The organism is Rhodococcoides fascians NBRC 12155 = LMG 3623, from assembly GCF_001894785.1.
Lineage (GTDB): Bacteria > Actinomycetota > Actinomycetes > Mycobacteriales > Mycobacteriaceae > Rhodococcoides > Rhodococcoides fascians.
In genome coordinates, this window is record NZ_BCWW01000002.1 from 327,765 (window position 1) to 344,175 (window position 16,411).

Sequence of the window (16,411 nt, forward strand, 5' to 3'; positions counted from 1 at the left end):
CGCGTAGTGAACTACCGTCCGATAGGTGGACTTGGGAAAAACCGGATTCGGAGATCGAATCAACAGGCTGTTGACGCACCATGCCGACAGGGCCGGCGAGTCCCTCAACACCTACGCACGTCGGGCAATCATCACTCGGCTCGTCACCGAACTCGAACGAGAGTCCTCACCGGAAGTGGCCGCCGTGCTCGCGGACGCCCGTAGTTTCGAGTACGAGAACATCGAGTTGTCCGATCCCGATTCGACGTCACTTCCGCAGACGTACTTACAGATCGGCGACGTCGACCGTCTCGCCGCGGTACGAGCTACCGGCATGATCGGCAGTTCTCGTGACGAGCAGTTCGACAAACTGGCCCGGATGACATTGCGAGCCATGGGAGCACAGGGTGCGTCGATCTCGTTCGTCGACGATCACACACAATTCATCAAAGCCAGCGTCGGAACATCGGGAACGGCAGCGCAGCCACAGACCGTAGCGGTGGAACGGTCGGCATGCCGTGTCGTGGTGGAAGCCGGCGAAACGCTGGTGGCGCAGGACATTCGAGAGCACGCGCTATTGAGGGATCACGCGACTGCGGATCTGATCGCCTATATGGCAGCGCCGATCAAGTCCGACGCTGGGTTCACCGTCGGAATGCTGGATGTGTGGGACTACCGACCACGTAAATGGACGTCGGGCCACGTGAAGACCCTCGAAGACATCGCCTGGCTCATTCAGCAGCGAATTCGTTGACAGCGGCCCTGTTTCGACAGTGACAATGCTTGCGTTGCACGCCGGATGAAGGTGAAGGGTGATATGTCTTCGGTGTACGAAATGTCGACTGCCGAACGGCGTCACCGCTCTGAGGACATGAAATTTGGAAGGACCGGATATCGAGTCGAACTCGCGCGGATCGACGATGACGATATCGACACCGCAGTCAGTGAAAGCCCGCTTCGGGAGGAACGTATCGGATCGAATACGGAGCAACCCTGTTCGTACGATCCTCACCGTTCTCTTCGACGTGCTCGCCGCCGCCATCGGCGTAGCCGAAGGTGTCCACTGGAGCTCCGGCAGCGTCGCTGCGTTGGGTTGGTACCCATGGTTGTTCGTGCCCACGGTCATTGTGCTGCTCGCGTTGAGAAAGCTCTACCGACGTGGGCTTCGACGAAACTTCATCGATGAAATCGGCCCGGTTCAATCCGCCGTCGCTTTCGCGACCCTGATCACGCTCGCTTTCATACTGGCCATCGAGACTCCCTATCGCCCAGGTGTGGTCATGGTCCGTGTGTGGCTGTGCGCAGCTGTTGCGCTCGCGATCGCGTGCCTGGCACGGGCATGGGGGCAGCGCTGGCTTCGCGCGAAACACCATGCGAGTGCACCGACGGTCATCGTCGGAAGTGGTCCCGTCACAGAGCAACTGGCGCGCAGAATGAAGCAGTCCTCCGAGTACGGGATGGATCTCGTCGGGACAGTCGACTCTGTGTCCGTCGTCGATCCATTAGTGCAACAGGAGCTCTCGTATCTGGGACCGCTCACCGACCTGACTCGAATAGTCCGAGCGCATCGGGTGGAAGAGGTGGTGATCGCGTTCGCGTCGGCTCCGCACGAACAAATAGTCGACGCGATCCGTGCAGCACAACATGCCGGTGCCCGCGTCTGGCTCGTACCCCGCATGTTCGACACCGTGCGGAATGCACGCGCGCATAGAGCATCTGGGCGGGCTGCCCCTGATGGTGTTGCGGCATGTCGATCCGAGGGGGTGGCAGTTCGTCCTCAAGGGCGCACTGGACCGGGTCGCTGCCGGACTGGCTCTGCTGCTGCTGTCGCCGGTGTTCCTTGTGCTCACCGTGCTGGTACGGGCGAGTTCCCCCGGGCCCATCTTTTTCGCGCAAGAACGAATCGGCCGAGACGGAGTTCCGTTCGACTGCTTGAAGTTCCGATCCATGCGGCCACCACGTGACTCCGATGCAGACTTCGTCCGGACCGAGGGAGCGGCACCCGGCGGTGTGGAAGGTGTGGATCGACGCACCAGGATCGGCAAGATCATGCGGCAGACCTCGCTCGACGAGCTGCCGCAACTCATCAACGTGCTGCGCGGCGACATGAGCTTGGTAGGCCCCCGTCCCGAGCGGCCGGAATACGTCGACCTGTTCGCAGCGCAGATCAGACGCTACGGAGAGCGACATCGCGTCAAAGCGGGTCTCACCGGATGGGCTCAGGTGAACGGACTACGCGGTCAGACCCCCATCGCGGATCGTGCGGAATGGGACAACTACTACATCGAGAACTGGTCCCTCCGGCTCGACATCAAGATCGTCTTTCTGACGTGCATCGCCGTGCTGAAGAGGTCGGAAGACTGACCCAAGCGTCCGTCATCGGCCTTCCGCCGCGCGTACGCGTGCGGCCTCGCGGACCGCGCCGACATTCGCCTTGCCCTGCCGCGATCCGGCGAGCTTGGCGGCGATGTGATCGCGTACCGACACCGGCTCGTAGGGCAGGCCGGAATCCGCGTCCAGGTGCGACGGCAACGTGGAGATCACCGCGTCGACATTGCCGTCGTGGAAGAACGCTGCAGACCGCCGACGCACGATGGTGCCGTCGACGACGGGTGGCTTGACGCGATGCAGAGTGGACAGCCACCGGTCGTTGGTCAATCGCGCAGTGAGGTCTCCCAGGTTCACCAACAGCGCTCCGTCACGAGGAGCGACGTCGTGCCACACGCGGTCGGTACCCAGCACCTGAAGACCGGCCACCTGGTCGGCCCACAACACCGTCACGATCCCGAAATCGGTGTGCTCGCCCATCCCGGTGAGGTCACCGTCGAGGGTGACCATGCCCTCGGGCAGGGCGTAGTTGTTCATCCGCAGCACGTCGATCGAGTGGTCGGTGAGCGTGTCGAAGAAGTCGACCGGGAGTTCGAGCGCCGCAGCGAAGATTCCGGTGAGAGTGCGGGCGACCCGAGACGCCTCGGCGAAATAGCTGTCGACGTCGCGTCGGAAATCAGGCAGCTCGTCGGGCCACACGTTGATTCCGTAATCCGACTCGTCCAGTTCGAGGGAGTCGAAGGACCGCGCTTCGACCCCGACATTGAACGCCTCGAAGAAGTCGTTCATCCGCGACGCAGACTCGACTCCCACACTGAGGCTCAATGATTCGCTCTTGGGCGGGCTGTATCCGCGATTCGCGTCGGGTATCCGGTACTCGTTCTTGGTCGCAAGCGGCAAAGCGAAGAACGAGTCGATGGACCGCGCCAGACCGTCGAGCACCTCGTCTCCGATGCCGTGCCCGACGATTTGCATGAATCCGGAACGGGTGCAGGCATCGTCGATCTCGGCCACCACACGAGCTCGGGCTGCCGCATCGGCCGTACTGCCCGAGGCGAAGGGGCCGATGTCGATCGTGGGGATCTCGAACTCGTGTGCACGGTGATCGGACATCGGCGTTCACTCTCCTGGAGTCCTGGCTGCTGAGCCGACAATTTACCGCCTCAGCACGCACTTTCGCGCGTCGATGTCTCGGCAGCGATCCGGCGTGGGTCGTTCTCGGGCAGTGACTCGATGAGCACGCGACGCGGATGCGATGACGGTCCGGTGATCAGATACTTCTGACCGGGTCGCACTCGGGCGGCCTCTGCGACCAGTTCCGGATCGGTCGGCGTCCCCGTGTCGTTCTCTCGCAGTGCGTCGGCGACGATGCGGCGTGGGTCGTACTGCCTGAGATCCAACGACTCCCACTCGCTGCGGCGCAGCGGGACGCCCATCTCGGCCTCCGCTGTGCTGCGGGTGCTGTCGACGAAGTGCCGCAGCGTGCGCACCGCCCGTCCGAGTCGGTGGGCGTAGTCAGGCAGTCGTTGCGGGCCGAGGACGAACCCCGCAATGATCGCGACGAGCAACAATTTCTCGAATGTCAGGCCGAACATGATGAATTCTCCTGTGCAATAGCACGTCTGGACGATCGTCTGTCGTGTATCTCGGTGATCGCGAGAGCCGCGCCGAACAGGGTGACCATCGGCAGCGCGACGAGGAACATGGACAGCACGTCTGCCGCGGGGGTGACCAGAGCGCTGAACAGGGCGATCGCCACCACGCTGACACGCCAACTGCTGCGCAGCCTGTCTGCGGAGACGATGCCGAGGCAGTTCAGCATCACCAACACTGCCGGCAGGACGAAGGCGATACCGGTTGCCAACACGATCTTCATGACGAAATCCACGTAGTACGACGCGTTGAGGATGGTGCTGTCCTCGTCGGACGAGAAGCCCGCGAGCACGCTCACCATACGAGGAAAGATGGTGAACCCGAATGCGCAGCCGGCGACGAACAGTGGGGTAGCGGCCGCAGAGAAGCCGAGAACGTACTTCTTCTCGCGACGGGTCAGTCCTGGAGTGAGATAAGCGAAGATCTCCCGCAACCACACCGGACTCGACACGATGACGCCGGTGAACAGTGCGATCCGCAGCTGGAGATCGAATGCGCCCGTGACGGTCTCGAAGTTGAGGCTGGCCTGGCGGGACAGCGCCAGTTCCTCGACGGGGCCGCGGAGGACGTCGAGAATCCGATCGGAGGTCGCGAAGCCGATCACGACGCCGACGAGCAGCGACACCGCCGCACGGATCGCACGGCGACGTGCCTCGCGCATGTGCCCGGCAAGGGGCATCGCACCCCGCACGGCGGTGGCTGCGGTCATGAGGCGTGTCGGTATGGAACCGGGACCGAGACGTCATCGGGCGTCGTCGATGTCTTCGTTTTGTCATCACGCACTTCGTCTTTGAGGATGCGCATCGACTGGCCCACACCCTTGGCGAGCGAGGGGAGTTTGGTCGATCCGAACACGAGCAGAACGATGGCGAGAACGACGAGGGCGTGCCATCCAGTGAGGTTGTGCAACATGATGTTTCCTTCGGTGGGTAAGGTCGGGGAGGGTCAGTTGGTGGGAGCGGTTCCGGCAGGTCCGCCGGCCGGGGGTGTGCCGCCCATCGGCGGTTGTCCGCCCCCGCCGCCCGCACCGCCGCCGGAAGGCGCTGCGCTCATGGCGGGTTCGGTGGTGGTGTCGATCGCGACTGCCAGCGAGCCGACGTAGCCGCTCGTGGGGTCGCCGGTGAAGGTGCCCATCTCCAGGTCGTAGCCGTCGCCGAACACGTTGTCGTTGTCGAGACTGCCGAGCTGGGCGAGGTTGCTCGCGGAGCCCGGATAGGTGTCGAGCTGGTAGATGTCGTTCAGAATCTCCTGCGGAAAGGCGACCTGCGACGTGGCAATTGCGTTCTCCGCGTTGGTTGCCGACGCTGCGTCGGGGTAGACCTCGAAGTGCATGTGCGTCCAGCGGCCGGAGTAGCAGCCGGGCACGATGGTGTCGAAGGTGGCGCTCCCGCTCGCATCGGCCGTCTGCACACCGCGCAGGTACGTCTCGTCCTCGGCACCCTCGGAGTACATCGAGTACTTGCCGTTCGCGTCGCACTGCCACAGGTACACCGCTGCCCCCTCGAAGGGGCGGTTGTCGTTTGCCATGTCGGTGAGGGTGAACGTGAACGACAGTGGCACACCGCTGACGGTGGTGCCACCGTCGAGGCTCGACGTCACGTCGCGGCGAACGATTCCCGATTCTTCGAGAACGTTGACGCCGTTGGTGCCGTCGGCGGGATACGGGCCGTTGGTCTCCTGCGGAATCTCGCTCGTGGCCGAGGCAGCGGTCGCCGTCGTGGATGCAGCTGTGGTGGTGGTACTTCCGGCGTTCGACGTGCTCGAGCACGCCGCGAGGGCGAGTGCGCCGGCACCGGCTCCGACGATGCTCAGAACGCGGCGGCGGGTCAGAAGGGTGGTGATGTCGAACGCGGCACCCTGATCGACCACCTCCTCGTCGGGACGGTCGAGCAGTCGACCTTCGTATGCGGGTCCGTCGGGGGTGTTCATGGGTTCGGGAATACGAGGCATCGTGCTCTGTCTCCTTCGATGTGGCACTGGATGTTTCGGTAGTGCCAATACTCTGCGGAGATCCGGGGAGAACCCTGGGCTCCGGCTGGGAGGTTCCTGGGAGGCCGATTTCGCAGTTCAGGGAAGCTAAGGCTAACCTCTAGTCACTACCCCGACATACAGGACTTTTCATGACTCATCGTGTACTGACCAGCCTCGCTGCCGCGGTGCTCACCTCGCTCGCCCTGGTGAGCTGCAGCTCGTCCGATGCCGACGACGCTTCCGCCCCCGCCGCGTCGTCCACCGACTCGTTTCCGTTGACCGTGCAGCACATGTACGGCGAGACCACACTCGACGTCGTGCCCGAGCGTATTGCCACGTGGGGCTTCGGCACCACCGACGCCGTGCTCGCACTGGGCGTGGTGCCGGTGGCCATGCCGTCGGCCGAATACGGCGGCGGGGACGACCTGATCTATCCGTGGATCTCCGACGCCATCGACGCGAGCGGTGGCCCCGCTCCGACGTTGCTGGACAACGTGACCGACGCATTGACGGTCGAGAAGGTGCTCGCTGCCGACCCCGACGTTCTGCTCGCCCCGCATTCGGGTCTGACCCAGGCCGAGTACGACGCGGTGACCGACGCCGGAATTCCCGTCATCGCACCGCCGGAAGAGCTGTGGTCGACGCCGTGGCGCGATGTCATCACCACCACGGGCGACGTGCTGGGCGTGCCGGATCGGGCTCGTCAACTCGTGGCCGATCTGGACAAGCAGGTCACCGACGCAGGCTCGCAACATCCCGAGTTCGAGGGCCGCACAATCGCTTACGTGTCCGAGGCCGCAGATGTCTACTACCTGCTGCTGCCGTCCGACCCGCGAGTGGAGTTGCTCGAGAATCTCGGCTTCACCTCGGACCCGTCGGTGACGGCCCTGGCGAGTGGCGACTCGACGTTCTCTACCACCGTCTCGGCGGAGAACATCTCGAAAATCGACGCCGACGTGGTGTTCACTCAGGTCGACACCGACGCTGCACTGGCCGAATTCACGGGTTCACCGGTGACGCGGCAGATCCCGGCCGTCGCCGGGGGAGCAGTGGCAGGATTCGTCGGCCAGGAAGCCGGGGCCGCAGTAGGCCCGACGGCACTGTCGATTCCGTACTTCCTGCCGACCCTCGTCGACGGACTCGCTCGGGCTACCGCGGTAGCCGGGAGCTGACGCGGCAGCGATGCGGGTAGGGATTTGGTTTGGCGGCGTGGGGATTCCCCCCATGACACCGACTCCTCAAGGGCGTTCTCGGCGAACATGTTTGACGCCGTACAGATTTTCGTCCGCGCGGGCGAGGATGTCCGAGACAGACTCCTGCGGATCCGTGGACTGAGCTGTTCCGACGCTGGCGTAGGGCAACGACTCGGTGGTGATCCGGGCGAACTCGTCGACCGCATCACGGCTGTGCCCTGTCAGGAGCGCCGCGAACTCGTCACCACCCAGACGAGCGATCACGGCGTCGGAGGGAGCTGCGCGGGTCCAGGACTGCGCCAGATCGATCAGCAGTTCGTCACCCGCACGATGTCCGCCCGAATCGTTGACGGCCTTGAAATTGTCCACGTCGACGATCACCACCGCGACCGGAAGCTCCGCAGTCCTGCTGCCTGCCACCTCGGCCGCGGCCATCTCCCATCCCGCCCGGTTGAACACTCCGGTCAGAGGATCGGTGCACGACGCCACGATGAGAGCCTTGGTCACCACACCGAACGCCTCGCCTGCGGCAATCACCGCGACGCCGAAGATCAGGTACGAAATTGGATACATCGGAGCAGGAGAAACCCACACCGCAGACAGCACACTCACCACGAGCACGCCGACCAGCACTCTGCCGGGTCCGTCCCGATGGAACGCACGGATGTACATCGCCAGAAACATCGCCGCGATCAGACACTGGCTCTGTGCCGCCGCGAGCCGATGGAACGCCATCACCGCGGGTGTCGCCACCATCGCCGCGGCCAGGGCAAGCCGAAGCGCCACCGCGGTACCGGGTCGAACCCACAGCACCACCACGCCGGCCGCTCCCAGACCGACAGCTACGACACCACCGGTGACATCGGACGTCACCCGGTCGCCGTGAGGCAGCAACGTCAAGATCACCCCTACTGCATAGAGACCGGTTGTGGCCAGCAGAAAGTACATCAACAGCCGCGTCCGTAGACCCGCCGTACCGTGCACCGAACTCGGATGCGGAACGTGAGGGAACGAGGGCATGGCCAATACCCTGCCAGGGCGCACGGCACCTGTCTCGACCACGACCCCGCCGTTCCGTTGCCTGCGATGATTTTCGCAACGGACGAGCTCATCGGCGGCGGTGAATGCCGCCACAGCGTGCCCGCTTTTTCGGCTGATCGTGTTGCTGGTGCAGGAAAAGTACGGGGCAGTCCGGTAACGCCAGCGGGTAGGCGGCGATGATGAGCTGTGTCCCCACGGCGAAACAGGCAGCCGGCGAGCGCGGGGTCGGTGGTGATCGACTCGCGTCGCCGCGTTCTGTCGTCCCTGCTCGCTGTACAGCTGGTGCTCTATTCGGCCGCGTTCATCGCATCCTGGGCCGACACGAACGGTGCCGGGGCCATGGGTGAGATGTGGGCCGCAGTGGTCGCTGCGGTGGGATTCGTCGCGATCCTGTCTCGTCGACCAGGCCCGGTGCGGCAGGGGATCGCCATTGCGTGTGCGGCACTGGCTCCAGCGCTGACGATGCTGACCCATCAGAATCTCGCTGCCCAGGTGTGGGCGTTGATTCCAGCTATGTTTCTGGCGCTCTACCTGCGCGCGACGTATCCCGTCGTCGTGGCACGGGTCCTGTGTGTGGCGTTGGCTCTGCTGTCGGCCACGGCACTGCTGCTCGCGCCTGCCCCGGCACCGATGCTGTGGGGCGCGCTCTATGTCGTGTGCATTCTCGCTGCCGCCGAGGTGTTCGGTGCTCTCGGTGCCGCCCTCATCGCCGGCGCTCTCCGTGACCCGCTCACCGGGGTGTTCAACCGCGCCGGTGCCGTCGACGCGGCGACAAATCTCGCTGCCCGAGCGGCTCGTCGATCAGAGAACATCGCCGCGATCGTGTTCGATGTCGACCACTTCAAAGCCGTCAACGACAGGGACGGCCACGCTGCGGGCGACCGCATCCTGATCGGGCTCGCCGACACGCTGACGGAGAAAACACCGGCCGGAAGTGTGATCGCCCGGCTCGGCGGCGACGAGTTCATCGTCCTCGTCGCCGGACTCGACACGGCGCAGATCGACACTCTCGCGCAGGAACTCGTCGACGGGCATGTCGTCTCGGTCACGTACGGTATCGCCGTCGGTTCCCCCGGACCCGACGCACTCGAGGCGCTGACCCAGGTTGCCGACGCCGACATGTACCGCCGAAAGATGCTGCGCCGCAGCCGCTGACAGTGCTCGGTCAGGGCAGGATGGAATCGACGTAACCGCCGTCGACCCGCAGAGCGCCACCGGTGGTGGCCGACGCCTGATCCGAGCTCAAGTAGACGATCATGTTGCCGACTTCCTCGGGCTCGATCAGTCTGCCTATCAACGAGTTCGGGCGATGGTTCTTCATGAAGGTCGCCTGAGCCTCGTCCCACGGGAGGTCGTCGCCGACGAGCTCGGCCACGAAATCCTCCACCCCGCCGGTATGGGTGGGGCCGACGATGACGGAATTGACCGTAACTCCGGTCCCGGCAGCAGCTTTGGCGAATCCGCGACTCACGGCCAGCAACGCGGTCTTCGTCATGCCGTAGTGGATCATCTCCTCGGGAATGACCACGGCGGAGTCGCTACAGATGTTCTGCACTCGGCCCCAACCGAATTCCATCATCCCGGGCAGGTAGGTGCGGATCAGGCGGACGGCCGAGAGCACGTTGACCTCGAAGTAGCGACGCCATTCGTCGTCGTCGATCTCGAGGGCGGGCTTGGATCCGAAGATGCCGAGGTTGTTGACGAGGATGTCGACCGCGGGGACGCGCGCGGTGAGTAGCTCGACGCCCTCGGCGGTGGCGAGGTCGGCGGCGACGCCGATGACACGCGCGCCCGGAACGGTGTCGAGTATCTGCTGCTCGGCTGTGTCCACGGTGGCCTGCGAGCGCCCGTTGATCACCACCCGGGCACCCGACTGAGCAAGCGCCGTAGCGATCGCCAAGCCGATTCCCTGCGTGGAGCCGGACACCAGGGCGGTACGTCCGTCGAGATCGATGTGCATGGATCCTCCTCGTCGTGTCCGTTGTGAGCCTACGCCGTTATAGCGCGTATGCAACTAATTTGGGATTAGCACTCTCGGGCGTCGGGTGCCAAAATGGAGAGGCATACTTTCGTGCAACAAACCCCAGCTCAGCGAGCCTGAGGAAGGAGAGAACAGTGACAGTGACATCCCCCGATTTCGACGCTCACGACATGGATGACGTGCCGCCGCGGTGGTGGAATCGACATATTCGCACCCGAACGCAGGTGACCGAGATCGCCGTGATGTTCGGCGCTCTGTCGATCGTGTCGTTCTGGGCAGCCGGCCTCGGCATCGCAGCCGGCCTGATCGCCATCGTGTCCGCGCTGTGGGCGGATCGAAGCCCGGATCTCTCCGGGCCGCGCGCCGAACGCAGCGATACCGCGCTCGCCATCGGCACCGGAGCGGTCGGCGTTCTCATCGGTCTCGGCTTCCTGTTGATGGTGCTGCCGCACTGGTGAGGTGAGGGTTCGTGGCGAGAGCCGGTCGACGACGCGTCGGCCGGCTCTCGCCGTCTTCGGCAACATTTCGGCAAGTATCTGCGACGGTCCGTTGCACTAACGGGATTTGTATGTGACGCTCTGTAGCGTAAAGATTGTTCGGGACGCAGGCGGAAGGACCACCATGACTGCAGTCGACGACGCACGAACGCACTACCGAGACACCTTGCACTCCTTGTCGACGGCATCGGTGCATCAGCACTTCGACGCCTTCCTCGACATTCCCTGGGACGAGCCCGAATACGCGATCGTTCCCAACGATCCCCGGTGGGTACTCCCGGACGAGGATCCGCTCGGACACACGGACTGGTACAAGTCGCTTCCCCTGGATCGGCAGATCCACATCGGTATGTATCGCCAGGCCAGCATGGTCAAGGTGGGACTGCAGTTCGAGCAGATCCTCATCAGCGGCCTCATGCAGTACGCCCTCACGCTGCCCAACGACTCGCCGGAATTCCGGTACTCGACGCACGAGGCCACCGAAGAGTGCCACCACACCCAGATGTTCCAGGAGTTGGTGAACCGCATCGGCATCGACGTGCCGGGCGGACCCGGATGGTTCCGCAAGATCGTGCCGATGCTCACGGTGTTCGCCAGTCGCTCGGCACCGTTCGGATTCTTCGTCGGCGTCCTCGCGGGCGAAGAGCCGATCGACCACATGCAGAAGGGCGTTCTGCGCGGGGGCGCAGTCGGCCACCCGTTGGTCCAGCGCGTGATGCAGATCCACATCGCCGAGGAAGCCCGCCACATCGGCTTCGCGCATCAGTACCTGCGGTACAAGGCTCCTCGCCTCGGCCCCGTCGAGAAGGCGTCGATCTCGATCCTGACGCCCGTGATCATGCGGCTGCTGTGCGACGTCATCATGAAGCCGAGCAAGCAGATGCGACGCGAACTCGACATCCCCGACGAGGTCGTCGACGCCGTGTGGTGGAACAGCGAGCCGTCACGAAAGGCATTGCGGGACACGTTCGGTGACGTGCGGATGCTCGCCGGTGAACTGGGACTGATGAACCGCGTCTCCAAGCGCGTGTGGCGCGCCCTCGGAATCGACGGACGGCCGTCGCGCTACCGCAGTGAGCCCTCGTTCGGCTGAGCTGCCTGGGGGCCGGTGACAGATTCGAGAGGGACTTGGGGTATCGCGATTCCGCGGGATGCCCCAAGTCCTTTGACCTGCAGCCAGATGGTGTCGGCCAGGAACGTCGCGAAATGATCCAGGCCGGTGCGTGATTCGGTTTGCGCGCTCCAGCTGCGCACCGCGCCCATGCATCCGGAGACCAGTCCCGCGACCCACGGGCGTACCAGCGACCAATCCTCCGGCGACAGATCCGCATTCACCAACGCGAGGAACGCCGCGACGCTGACCTCCAGCTGCTCGGCGAGCAGGGCATTGGTCTCCTCGAGCGGACTGGGCGACTCGGCACTGACATCCTGCTCGACGAAACGCGTCCACGCGGGGTGCTCGGCGACCCAGCGGACGTAGGTACTCACCACACGATGCACCACATCGCGTGGTGTGCCGGTCAACGCGAACGAGGCGACCAGCGCAGCGCTCAACTGCTTGCAGATGGCACGTTGAATCGCGGTGTCGAGATCGGTGCGATCGTTGAAATAGCGGTAGAGGCCGGTGCGATGAACGCCCGCCTCGGCCGAGATCTGTGCAGTGGTCAGACGCTCCCCGGGAGCGATGTCACGGGCCAGTACCGTCATCGCGGCCTCGATGATGTGGCGTCGACGATCGGTGTTGTGCTGTTCCCACCGCCGCTTGCGGCCATCGGCCTTCGGTCGTGCGCCACCGTCACTCATGCTGCATGGTCTCATGTTCCACGGGCTGCTGTGGGCGCGTTGGGGTTCGGAGGTCACTCGTGCGGGGGTTCACCGGTGACCTTGTGGTCGGCAAAATTGAGGCCCTCACGCACCAGCCGAGCGAGGTGCCCGTCGACCAGGTTGTAGATGACGTTGCGCCCGTCGCGGCGAGTCTCGACCAGGCCGGTGAACCGGAGCTTGGCCAGATGTTGGCTGACGGCAGTGCGGGACGTGCCGGTGGCCGCGGTGAGCTCGCTGACGTCGGCGGGGCCGCGATCGAGTAGCCAGAGTATGTGCAGCCGAGTGGGATCGGACAGCATCCGGAACGTGTCGGTTGCTGTCGCCAGTCGCGCGGAGTCGGGTTGTGCCTCGTGATGGAGACTGATGCGCTGTTCCTTCTTCGGTGGCATCGAGGTGTCTCCTTTGTGGACGGCGTCTCCTCATGCGGAGGCGGCGACCGGGATTCGGGAGCGACTCCACAGGCGTGCTGCGGACAGTGCCGCAAGTGTAGCCAAGGCCGTGAGCACCGTCGCCGCGGCGAGCAGTCCGAACTGCGCCCCGACCCAACCGGCCAACGGATACGTGAGCAGAAACGCCGCATGGGACAGGGAGAACTGAGCGGCGAAGATCGAGGTTCGGCTGTGTTCGTCCGACTCTCGTCGCAAGATCCTCGCCGACGGCGTGTTGATCAGCGAGGTGCCGATACCCAGGATCGACCACGTGATCGCCAGGGTGGTCCACGCGGTCGGTCCGCCGCCGAGAGTGGCCACGAGTGCTGCGGCTGCGGTGCCGACGACAGCGACGGCGGCACCGGCGAGCATGAGGCGATGGTCGGAGATCCGCTCGAGGGCTTTCGGAACGAGCAGCGCCGCCGCCATCGACCCCGCACCGAAACAGCCGAGTGCGACAGCCAATTGGGTGCTCGAGCCGCCGAACAGATCACGAACGTAGACAACGGTATTGACGAGTACGAGAGCCGTGGCTGCGGCGACCACGATGTTCAGTGCCAGCAGACCCTGGAGTTCCCGCTGCCGGACGAACGCCGCTATGCCGTCGAGCGGTTTCTTGTGTTGTGGTGCAGCGTATCTGGGAAGGGCTGTGCCGATCACCATCGCTGCGGAGGCGACGAACCCCACCGCCGTCCCGACGAACAGGGTGTGGAAGGTGACGACCGTCAGCAGTGCGGCGGCGATCAGCGGGCTCACCAGGGACTCGAGGTCGTAGGCCAGGCGGGAGAGCGTGAGCGCGCGGGTGTACTGCTGTGCGTCCGGCACGACGGACGGGATGACGGCCTGAAAGGTGGGTGTGAACGTGGCCGACGCCGCCTGCAGCACGAATATCAGGACGTAGACCTGCCACACCTGATCGACGAAGGGCAGCGCCAGCGCGGTGAGCGCTCGAATGGCGTCCGCGATGACGAGGACGAGCTTGCGCGGCACTGAGCCGGTCAGTGACGAAACAACCGGCGCAACAACCACATACGAGATCATCTTGATCGCCAATGCGGTGCCGAGGACGGCTCCGGCGGCGCTGCCGGCGATGTCGTAGGCCAAGAGCCCGAGCGCCACCGTCAACAACCCGGTGCCCACGAGTGCGACCACCTGTGCGGTGAACAGGCGTCGGAAAGTGTGATTGTGCCGAAGCATGCGTTCACTGTACATATGCGTGCGCACTTGCGCACTCATATGTTTTATTGAAGATGCACCGACGAACGCCCCACGAAGGGGCTATTTTCTGTAGCGTTGTCGGTTGTCGGCTCAACGAATATCCAGGGGTGGTCAATGGCCGATCAGCGCACGTATCCAGTGGGGCAACTGGCACGCGCCATCGACCAGCTGCCGTCGATGATCGGCTACTGGGACAGCTCGGAGCGCAACGTCTTCGCCAACAAGGTCTATGCCGACTACTTCGGCATCGAGCCGGCGCGCCTGGTCGGTATGCACATCAGCGAGCTCCTCGGTGAGGGGCTGTACGAACTGAACAGGCCCTACATTTCCGGAGCTCTCGCCGGCGAGCAACAACAGTTCGACCGCACACTCATCGACGTCAACGGCGTCGTACGCGTCACCCAGGCCACCTACGTTTCCGACTTCGTCGACGGCGTCGTCGTCGGGTTCACGGAAATGGTCGTCGACGTCAGCGCCCGAGCCGAAGCCGAACGTGAACGCGACCGCGCCGTGCGCCTCTTCCAGATCGCGATGGAGTACGCACCAATTGGCAAAGCGCTACTGACAACCGACGGCCGCTGGCTGCAAGTGAACAAAGCGCTGTGCGATCTCCTCGGATACACCTCGGAAGAACTGCTGCAGAAAACTTTTCGAGACCTCACGCATCCCGACGACATCGCGATGGCAGACCACCACCTTGCCGGTTTGGCCGACGGGACGCTCACCAGCGTGGCATCGGAGAAGAGATACATCCGCAAGGACGGAGCCACCATCTGGGTCCAGCGGAACGCCACCGTGGTACGAGACAACGACGACGGCGACATCATCATCGCGCAGATCCAGGACATCACCGCACGCAAAACTGCCGAGGCGGCACTCGAGCGCCAACTGTTGATCGACGACCTGACCGGCCTGGCCAATCGCCGACGGTTGATGGCAGAACTTCAGGCCCTCAAGGAAGCCGCCGACGAGAACCCGGTCGGAATCCTGTTCGTCGACATCGACTCCTTCAAATCCGTCAACGATCGATACGGCCACGCAGTAGGCGACCGACTGCTCGCCGCCATCGGAGCCCGCATCCGCGCCAACCTCCGCGCCGGAGACATCGCCTGCCGCACCGGAGGCGACGAATTCGTCGCTCTGCTGCGTAGCTCCCGATCGGCCGACAGCGTCGAACGCCTCGCCGCACGAGTGCGGGTGCTACTGGCCGGCCCGTACCTCATCGACGGTGTTCCGGTACCCGCATCGGTCAGCGTCGGATGGAGCTGGGACAAACCCGTCAGCCCCGAAAAATTACTGCACATCGCGGACGAACGCATGTACTCGTCGAAACGACGCTGACCCCTCGTGCGGCTCCCCGACGTTCGGCTGACCCCTCGCCATGGCGGATCAATGTGGCTTGCAGTCGCTTGGAGTGCAACAAAGTCGCATTGATCCGCCGGTAGGGGGTGAGCGGGGCGGCGGGGATGCGGGGACCGGATTGTTCGCGTCTGCGTCGTCTGCACGGCGTCGACCCGCCCGAAGGGGTGCGGACTACGCGAGCACCACTTCCACGCCACTGTCACGGAAGGCCTCGATCTGCTCCGGCGCGGCATCGGAATCGGTGATGAGCGTGGTGCCCGGCGGAATCGGGGCCCAGGCGTGAAAGGGCTTCTGGCCGAGCTTGGTCGAATGCGCCAGGATGTACGTCGTCGTGGCACGTTCCATCATCAACTCCTTGAGTTGAGTCTGCTCGTAACCCGCTTCGCAGATCCCGAAATCGGCGGCGACGGCGTCGGCACCGAGGAACGCCCGATCGAAGGACACTCGTCGCAGCGACGCCTCGGCGAGAGGACCGACGAAACCCTGGCTCAGGTGCCGTAATGTGCCGCCGATGCACTCGACGTGCACCTCGTCGGCGTCGGCCAACGCCTCGAGCGCCGTCAATCCAGCCGCGATGACGGTGAGGTCGACGGCATGACGCAGATATTCCGCCATGGCACCGACCGTCGTTCCCGCGTCGAGCAGGACGGTTTCCCCGGGCTGCACGCACTCCGCGGCCTTGGCCGCGATGAGCCGCTTGGCCTCGTATCCCTCGAGGGAGCGTTGCTTCACCGACGCCTCGTGACGGCTGCCGATGGCAATGGCCCCGCCGTAGGTGCGGGCCAGAAGCCCCTGCTTGGTGAGGTGATCGAGATCGCGCCTGATGGTCGAGGCCGTCACCTGGAACAGTGACGACAGCTCGTCGACGCTGGTGAGGCCACCGGACTTGGCCAGCCGGACGATCTCGCCGCGCCGCGCTTCCGATGCTCGCACCTA

18 protein-coding genes and 1 pseudogene are annotated in these 16,411 nt (G+C 64.3%); 8 read left to right on the forward strand and 11 right to left on the reverse strand.

The window, feature by feature from the left end; all coding sequences use genetic code 11:
- The first annotated feature begins 25 nt into the window (after nucleotides 1-25).
- From RFA01S_RS07525 to RFA01S_RS28100, 3 genes and pseudogenes are all read left to right on the forward strand, one after another.
- Nucleotides 26-733 carry a GAF domain-containing protein gene (locus RFA01S_RS07525; RefSeq protein WP_027495508.1) on the forward strand — a complete coding sequence of 236 codons (708 nt, stop codon included), beginning with the start codon at nucleotides 26-28 and terminating at the stop codon, nucleotides 731-733.
- Between the two features lie 166 nt (nucleotides 734-899).
- Nucleotides 900-1,592 (forward strand): annotated as a pseudogene (locus RFA01S_RS28095) (nucleoside-diphosphate sugar epimerase/dehydratase); the annotation flags it as partial.
- Between the two features lie 82 nt (nucleotides 1,593-1,674).
- Entirely contained in the window at nucleotides 1,675-2,343 is a 669-nt protein-coding gene (locus RFA01S_RS28100; RefSeq protein WP_237606156.1) for an exopolysaccharide biosynthesis polyprenyl glycosylphosphotransferase, read from the forward strand.
- Nucleotides 2,344-2,355: 12 nt separating this feature from the next.
- Here RFA01S_RS28100 and RFA01S_RS07535 read toward each other — a convergent pair whose 3' ends face one another.
- The 5 genes from RFA01S_RS07535 to RFA01S_RS07555 are packed head-to-tail and all read right to left on the reverse strand — an operon-like array spanning nucleotide 2,356 to nucleotide 5,910.
- Nucleotides 2,356-3,420 carry an isopenicillin N synthase family dioxygenase gene (locus RFA01S_RS07535; protein WP_027495509.1) on the reverse strand — a complete coding sequence of 355 codons (1,065 nt, stop codon included), beginning with the start codon at nucleotides 3,418-3,420 and terminating at the stop codon, nucleotides 2,356-2,358.
- A 50-nt stretch (nucleotides 3,421-3,470) separates the two neighbouring features.
- Nucleotides 3,471-3,902: a twin-arginine translocase TatA/TatE family subunit gene (locus RFA01S_RS07540; protein ID WP_027495510.1), complete on the reverse strand. Its 432-nt coding sequence runs from the start codon at nucleotides 3,900-3,902 to the stop codon at nucleotides 3,471-3,473.
- Nucleotides 3,890-4,669 carry a twin-arginine translocase subunit TatC gene (gene tatC, locus RFA01S_RS07545; RefSeq protein WP_027495511.1) on the reverse strand — a complete coding sequence of 260 codons (780 nt, stop codon included), beginning with the start codon at nucleotides 4,667-4,669 and terminating at the stop codon, nucleotides 3,890-3,892. Before tatC ends, RFA01S_RS07540 begins: the two co-directional genes overlap by 13 nt.
- Nucleotides 4,666-4,872, reverse strand: coding sequence for a twin-arginine translocase TatA/TatE family subunit (tatA, locus tag RFA01S_RS07550; RefSeq protein ID WP_027495512.1), 207 nt, complete (start codon nucleotides 4,870-4,872; stop codon nucleotides 4,666-4,668). Before tatA ends, tatC begins: the two co-directional genes overlap by 4 nt.
- A 33-nt stretch (nucleotides 4,873-4,905) precedes the next feature.
- Nucleotides 4,906-5,910 carry a dioxygenase family protein gene (locus RFA01S_RS07555; RefSeq protein ID WP_032406145.1) on the reverse strand — a complete coding sequence of 335 codons (1,005 nt, stop codon included), beginning with the start codon at nucleotides 5,908-5,910 and terminating at the stop codon, nucleotides 4,906-4,908.
- A gap of 170 nt (nucleotides 5,911-6,080) precedes the next feature.
- On the opposite strand from RFA01S_RS07555, the gene RFA01S_RS07560 reads away from it, so the two are divergent.
- Nucleotides 6,081-7,103, forward strand: a complete 1,023-nt coding sequence (locus tag RFA01S_RS07560; RefSeq protein ID WP_032406146.1) for an ABC transporter substrate-binding protein — start codon at nucleotides 6,081-6,083, stop codon at nucleotides 7,101-7,103.
- 66 nt (nucleotides 7,104-7,169) lie between these two features.
- On the opposite strand, the gene RFA01S_RS07565 is transcribed toward RFA01S_RS07560, so the two are convergent.
- Nucleotides 7,170-8,144, reverse strand: coding sequence for a GGDEF domain-containing protein (locus tag RFA01S_RS07565; protein ID WP_072692047.1), 975 nt, complete (start codon nucleotides 8,142-8,144; stop codon nucleotides 7,170-7,172).
- 252 nt (nucleotides 8,145-8,396) lie between these two features.
- Here RFA01S_RS07565 and RFA01S_RS07570 point away from each other — a divergent pair, with 252 nt between their 5' ends.
- The gene (locus RFA01S_RS07570) at nucleotides 8,397-9,320 is read left to right on the forward strand and encodes a GGDEF domain-containing protein (protein WP_052060413.1); all 924 of its coding nucleotides are present in this window, start codon (nucleotides 8,397-8,399) and stop codon (nucleotides 9,318-9,320) included.
- A 10-nt stretch (nucleotides 9,321-9,330) separates the two neighbouring features.
- On the opposite strand, the gene RFA01S_RS07575 is transcribed toward RFA01S_RS07570, so the two are convergent.
- Complete coding sequence (locus RFA01S_RS07575) at nucleotides 9,331-10,125, reverse strand: SDR family NAD(P)-dependent oxidoreductase (protein ID WP_032406147.1); 795 nt, start codon at nucleotides 10,123-10,125, stop codon at nucleotides 9,331-9,333.
- Between the two features lie 155 nt (nucleotides 10,126-10,280).
- Here RFA01S_RS07575 and RFA01S_RS07580 point away from each other — a divergent pair, with 155 nt between their 5' ends.
- Together RFA01S_RS07580 and RFA01S_RS07585 are read left to right on the forward strand one after the other, a co-directional pair.
- Complete coding sequence (locus RFA01S_RS07580; protein WP_139278407.1) at nucleotides 10,281-10,604, forward strand: hypothetical protein; 324 nt, start codon at nucleotides 10,281-10,283, stop codon at nucleotides 10,602-10,604.
- A 163-nt stretch (nucleotides 10,605-10,767) separates the two neighbouring features.
- Nucleotides 10,768-11,736, forward strand: coding sequence for an AurF N-oxygenase family protein (locus tag RFA01S_RS07585; protein WP_032406148.1), 969 nt, complete (start codon nucleotides 10,768-10,770; stop codon nucleotides 11,734-11,736).
- On the opposite strand, the gene RFA01S_RS07590 is transcribed toward RFA01S_RS07585, so the two are convergent.
- The 3 genes from RFA01S_RS07590 to RFA01S_RS07600 are packed head-to-tail and all read right to left on the reverse strand — an operon-like array spanning nucleotide 11,709 to nucleotide 14,092.
- Nucleotides 11,709-12,446: a TetR/AcrR family transcriptional regulator gene (locus RFA01S_RS07590; protein ID WP_052060415.1), complete on the reverse strand. Its 738-nt coding sequence runs from the start codon at nucleotides 12,444-12,446 to the stop codon at nucleotides 11,709-11,711. The genes RFA01S_RS07585 and RFA01S_RS07590 overlap by 28 nt on opposite strands.
- A gap of 53 nt (nucleotides 12,447-12,499) precedes the next feature.
- Nucleotides 12,500-12,856, reverse strand: coding sequence for an ArsR/SmtB family transcription factor (locus tag RFA01S_RS27415; RefSeq protein WP_032406149.1), 357 nt, complete (start codon nucleotides 12,854-12,856; stop codon nucleotides 12,500-12,502).
- Between the two features lie 30 nt (nucleotides 12,857-12,886).
- Complete coding sequence (locus RFA01S_RS07600) at nucleotides 12,887-14,092, reverse strand: MFS transporter (protein ID WP_032406252.1); 1,206 nt, start codon at nucleotides 14,090-14,092, stop codon at nucleotides 12,887-12,889.
- 135 nt (nucleotides 14,093-14,227) lie between these two features.
- On the opposite strand from RFA01S_RS07600, the gene RFA01S_RS07605 reads away from it, so the two are divergent.
- Nucleotides 14,228-15,454 carry a sensor domain-containing protein gene (locus RFA01S_RS07605; protein ID WP_052060416.1) on the forward strand — a complete coding sequence of 409 codons (1,227 nt, stop codon included), beginning with the start codon at nucleotides 14,228-14,230 and terminating at the stop codon, nucleotides 15,452-15,454.
- Between the two features lie 192 nt (nucleotides 15,455-15,646).
- On the opposite strand, the gene RFA01S_RS07610 is transcribed toward RFA01S_RS07605, so the two are convergent.
- Complete coding sequence (locus RFA01S_RS07610) at nucleotides 15,647-16,408, reverse strand: DeoR/GlpR family DNA-binding transcription regulator (RefSeq protein ID WP_032389757.1); 762 nt, start codon at nucleotides 16,406-16,408, stop codon at nucleotides 15,647-15,649.
- Nucleotides 16,409-16,411 lie beyond the last annotated feature (3 nt).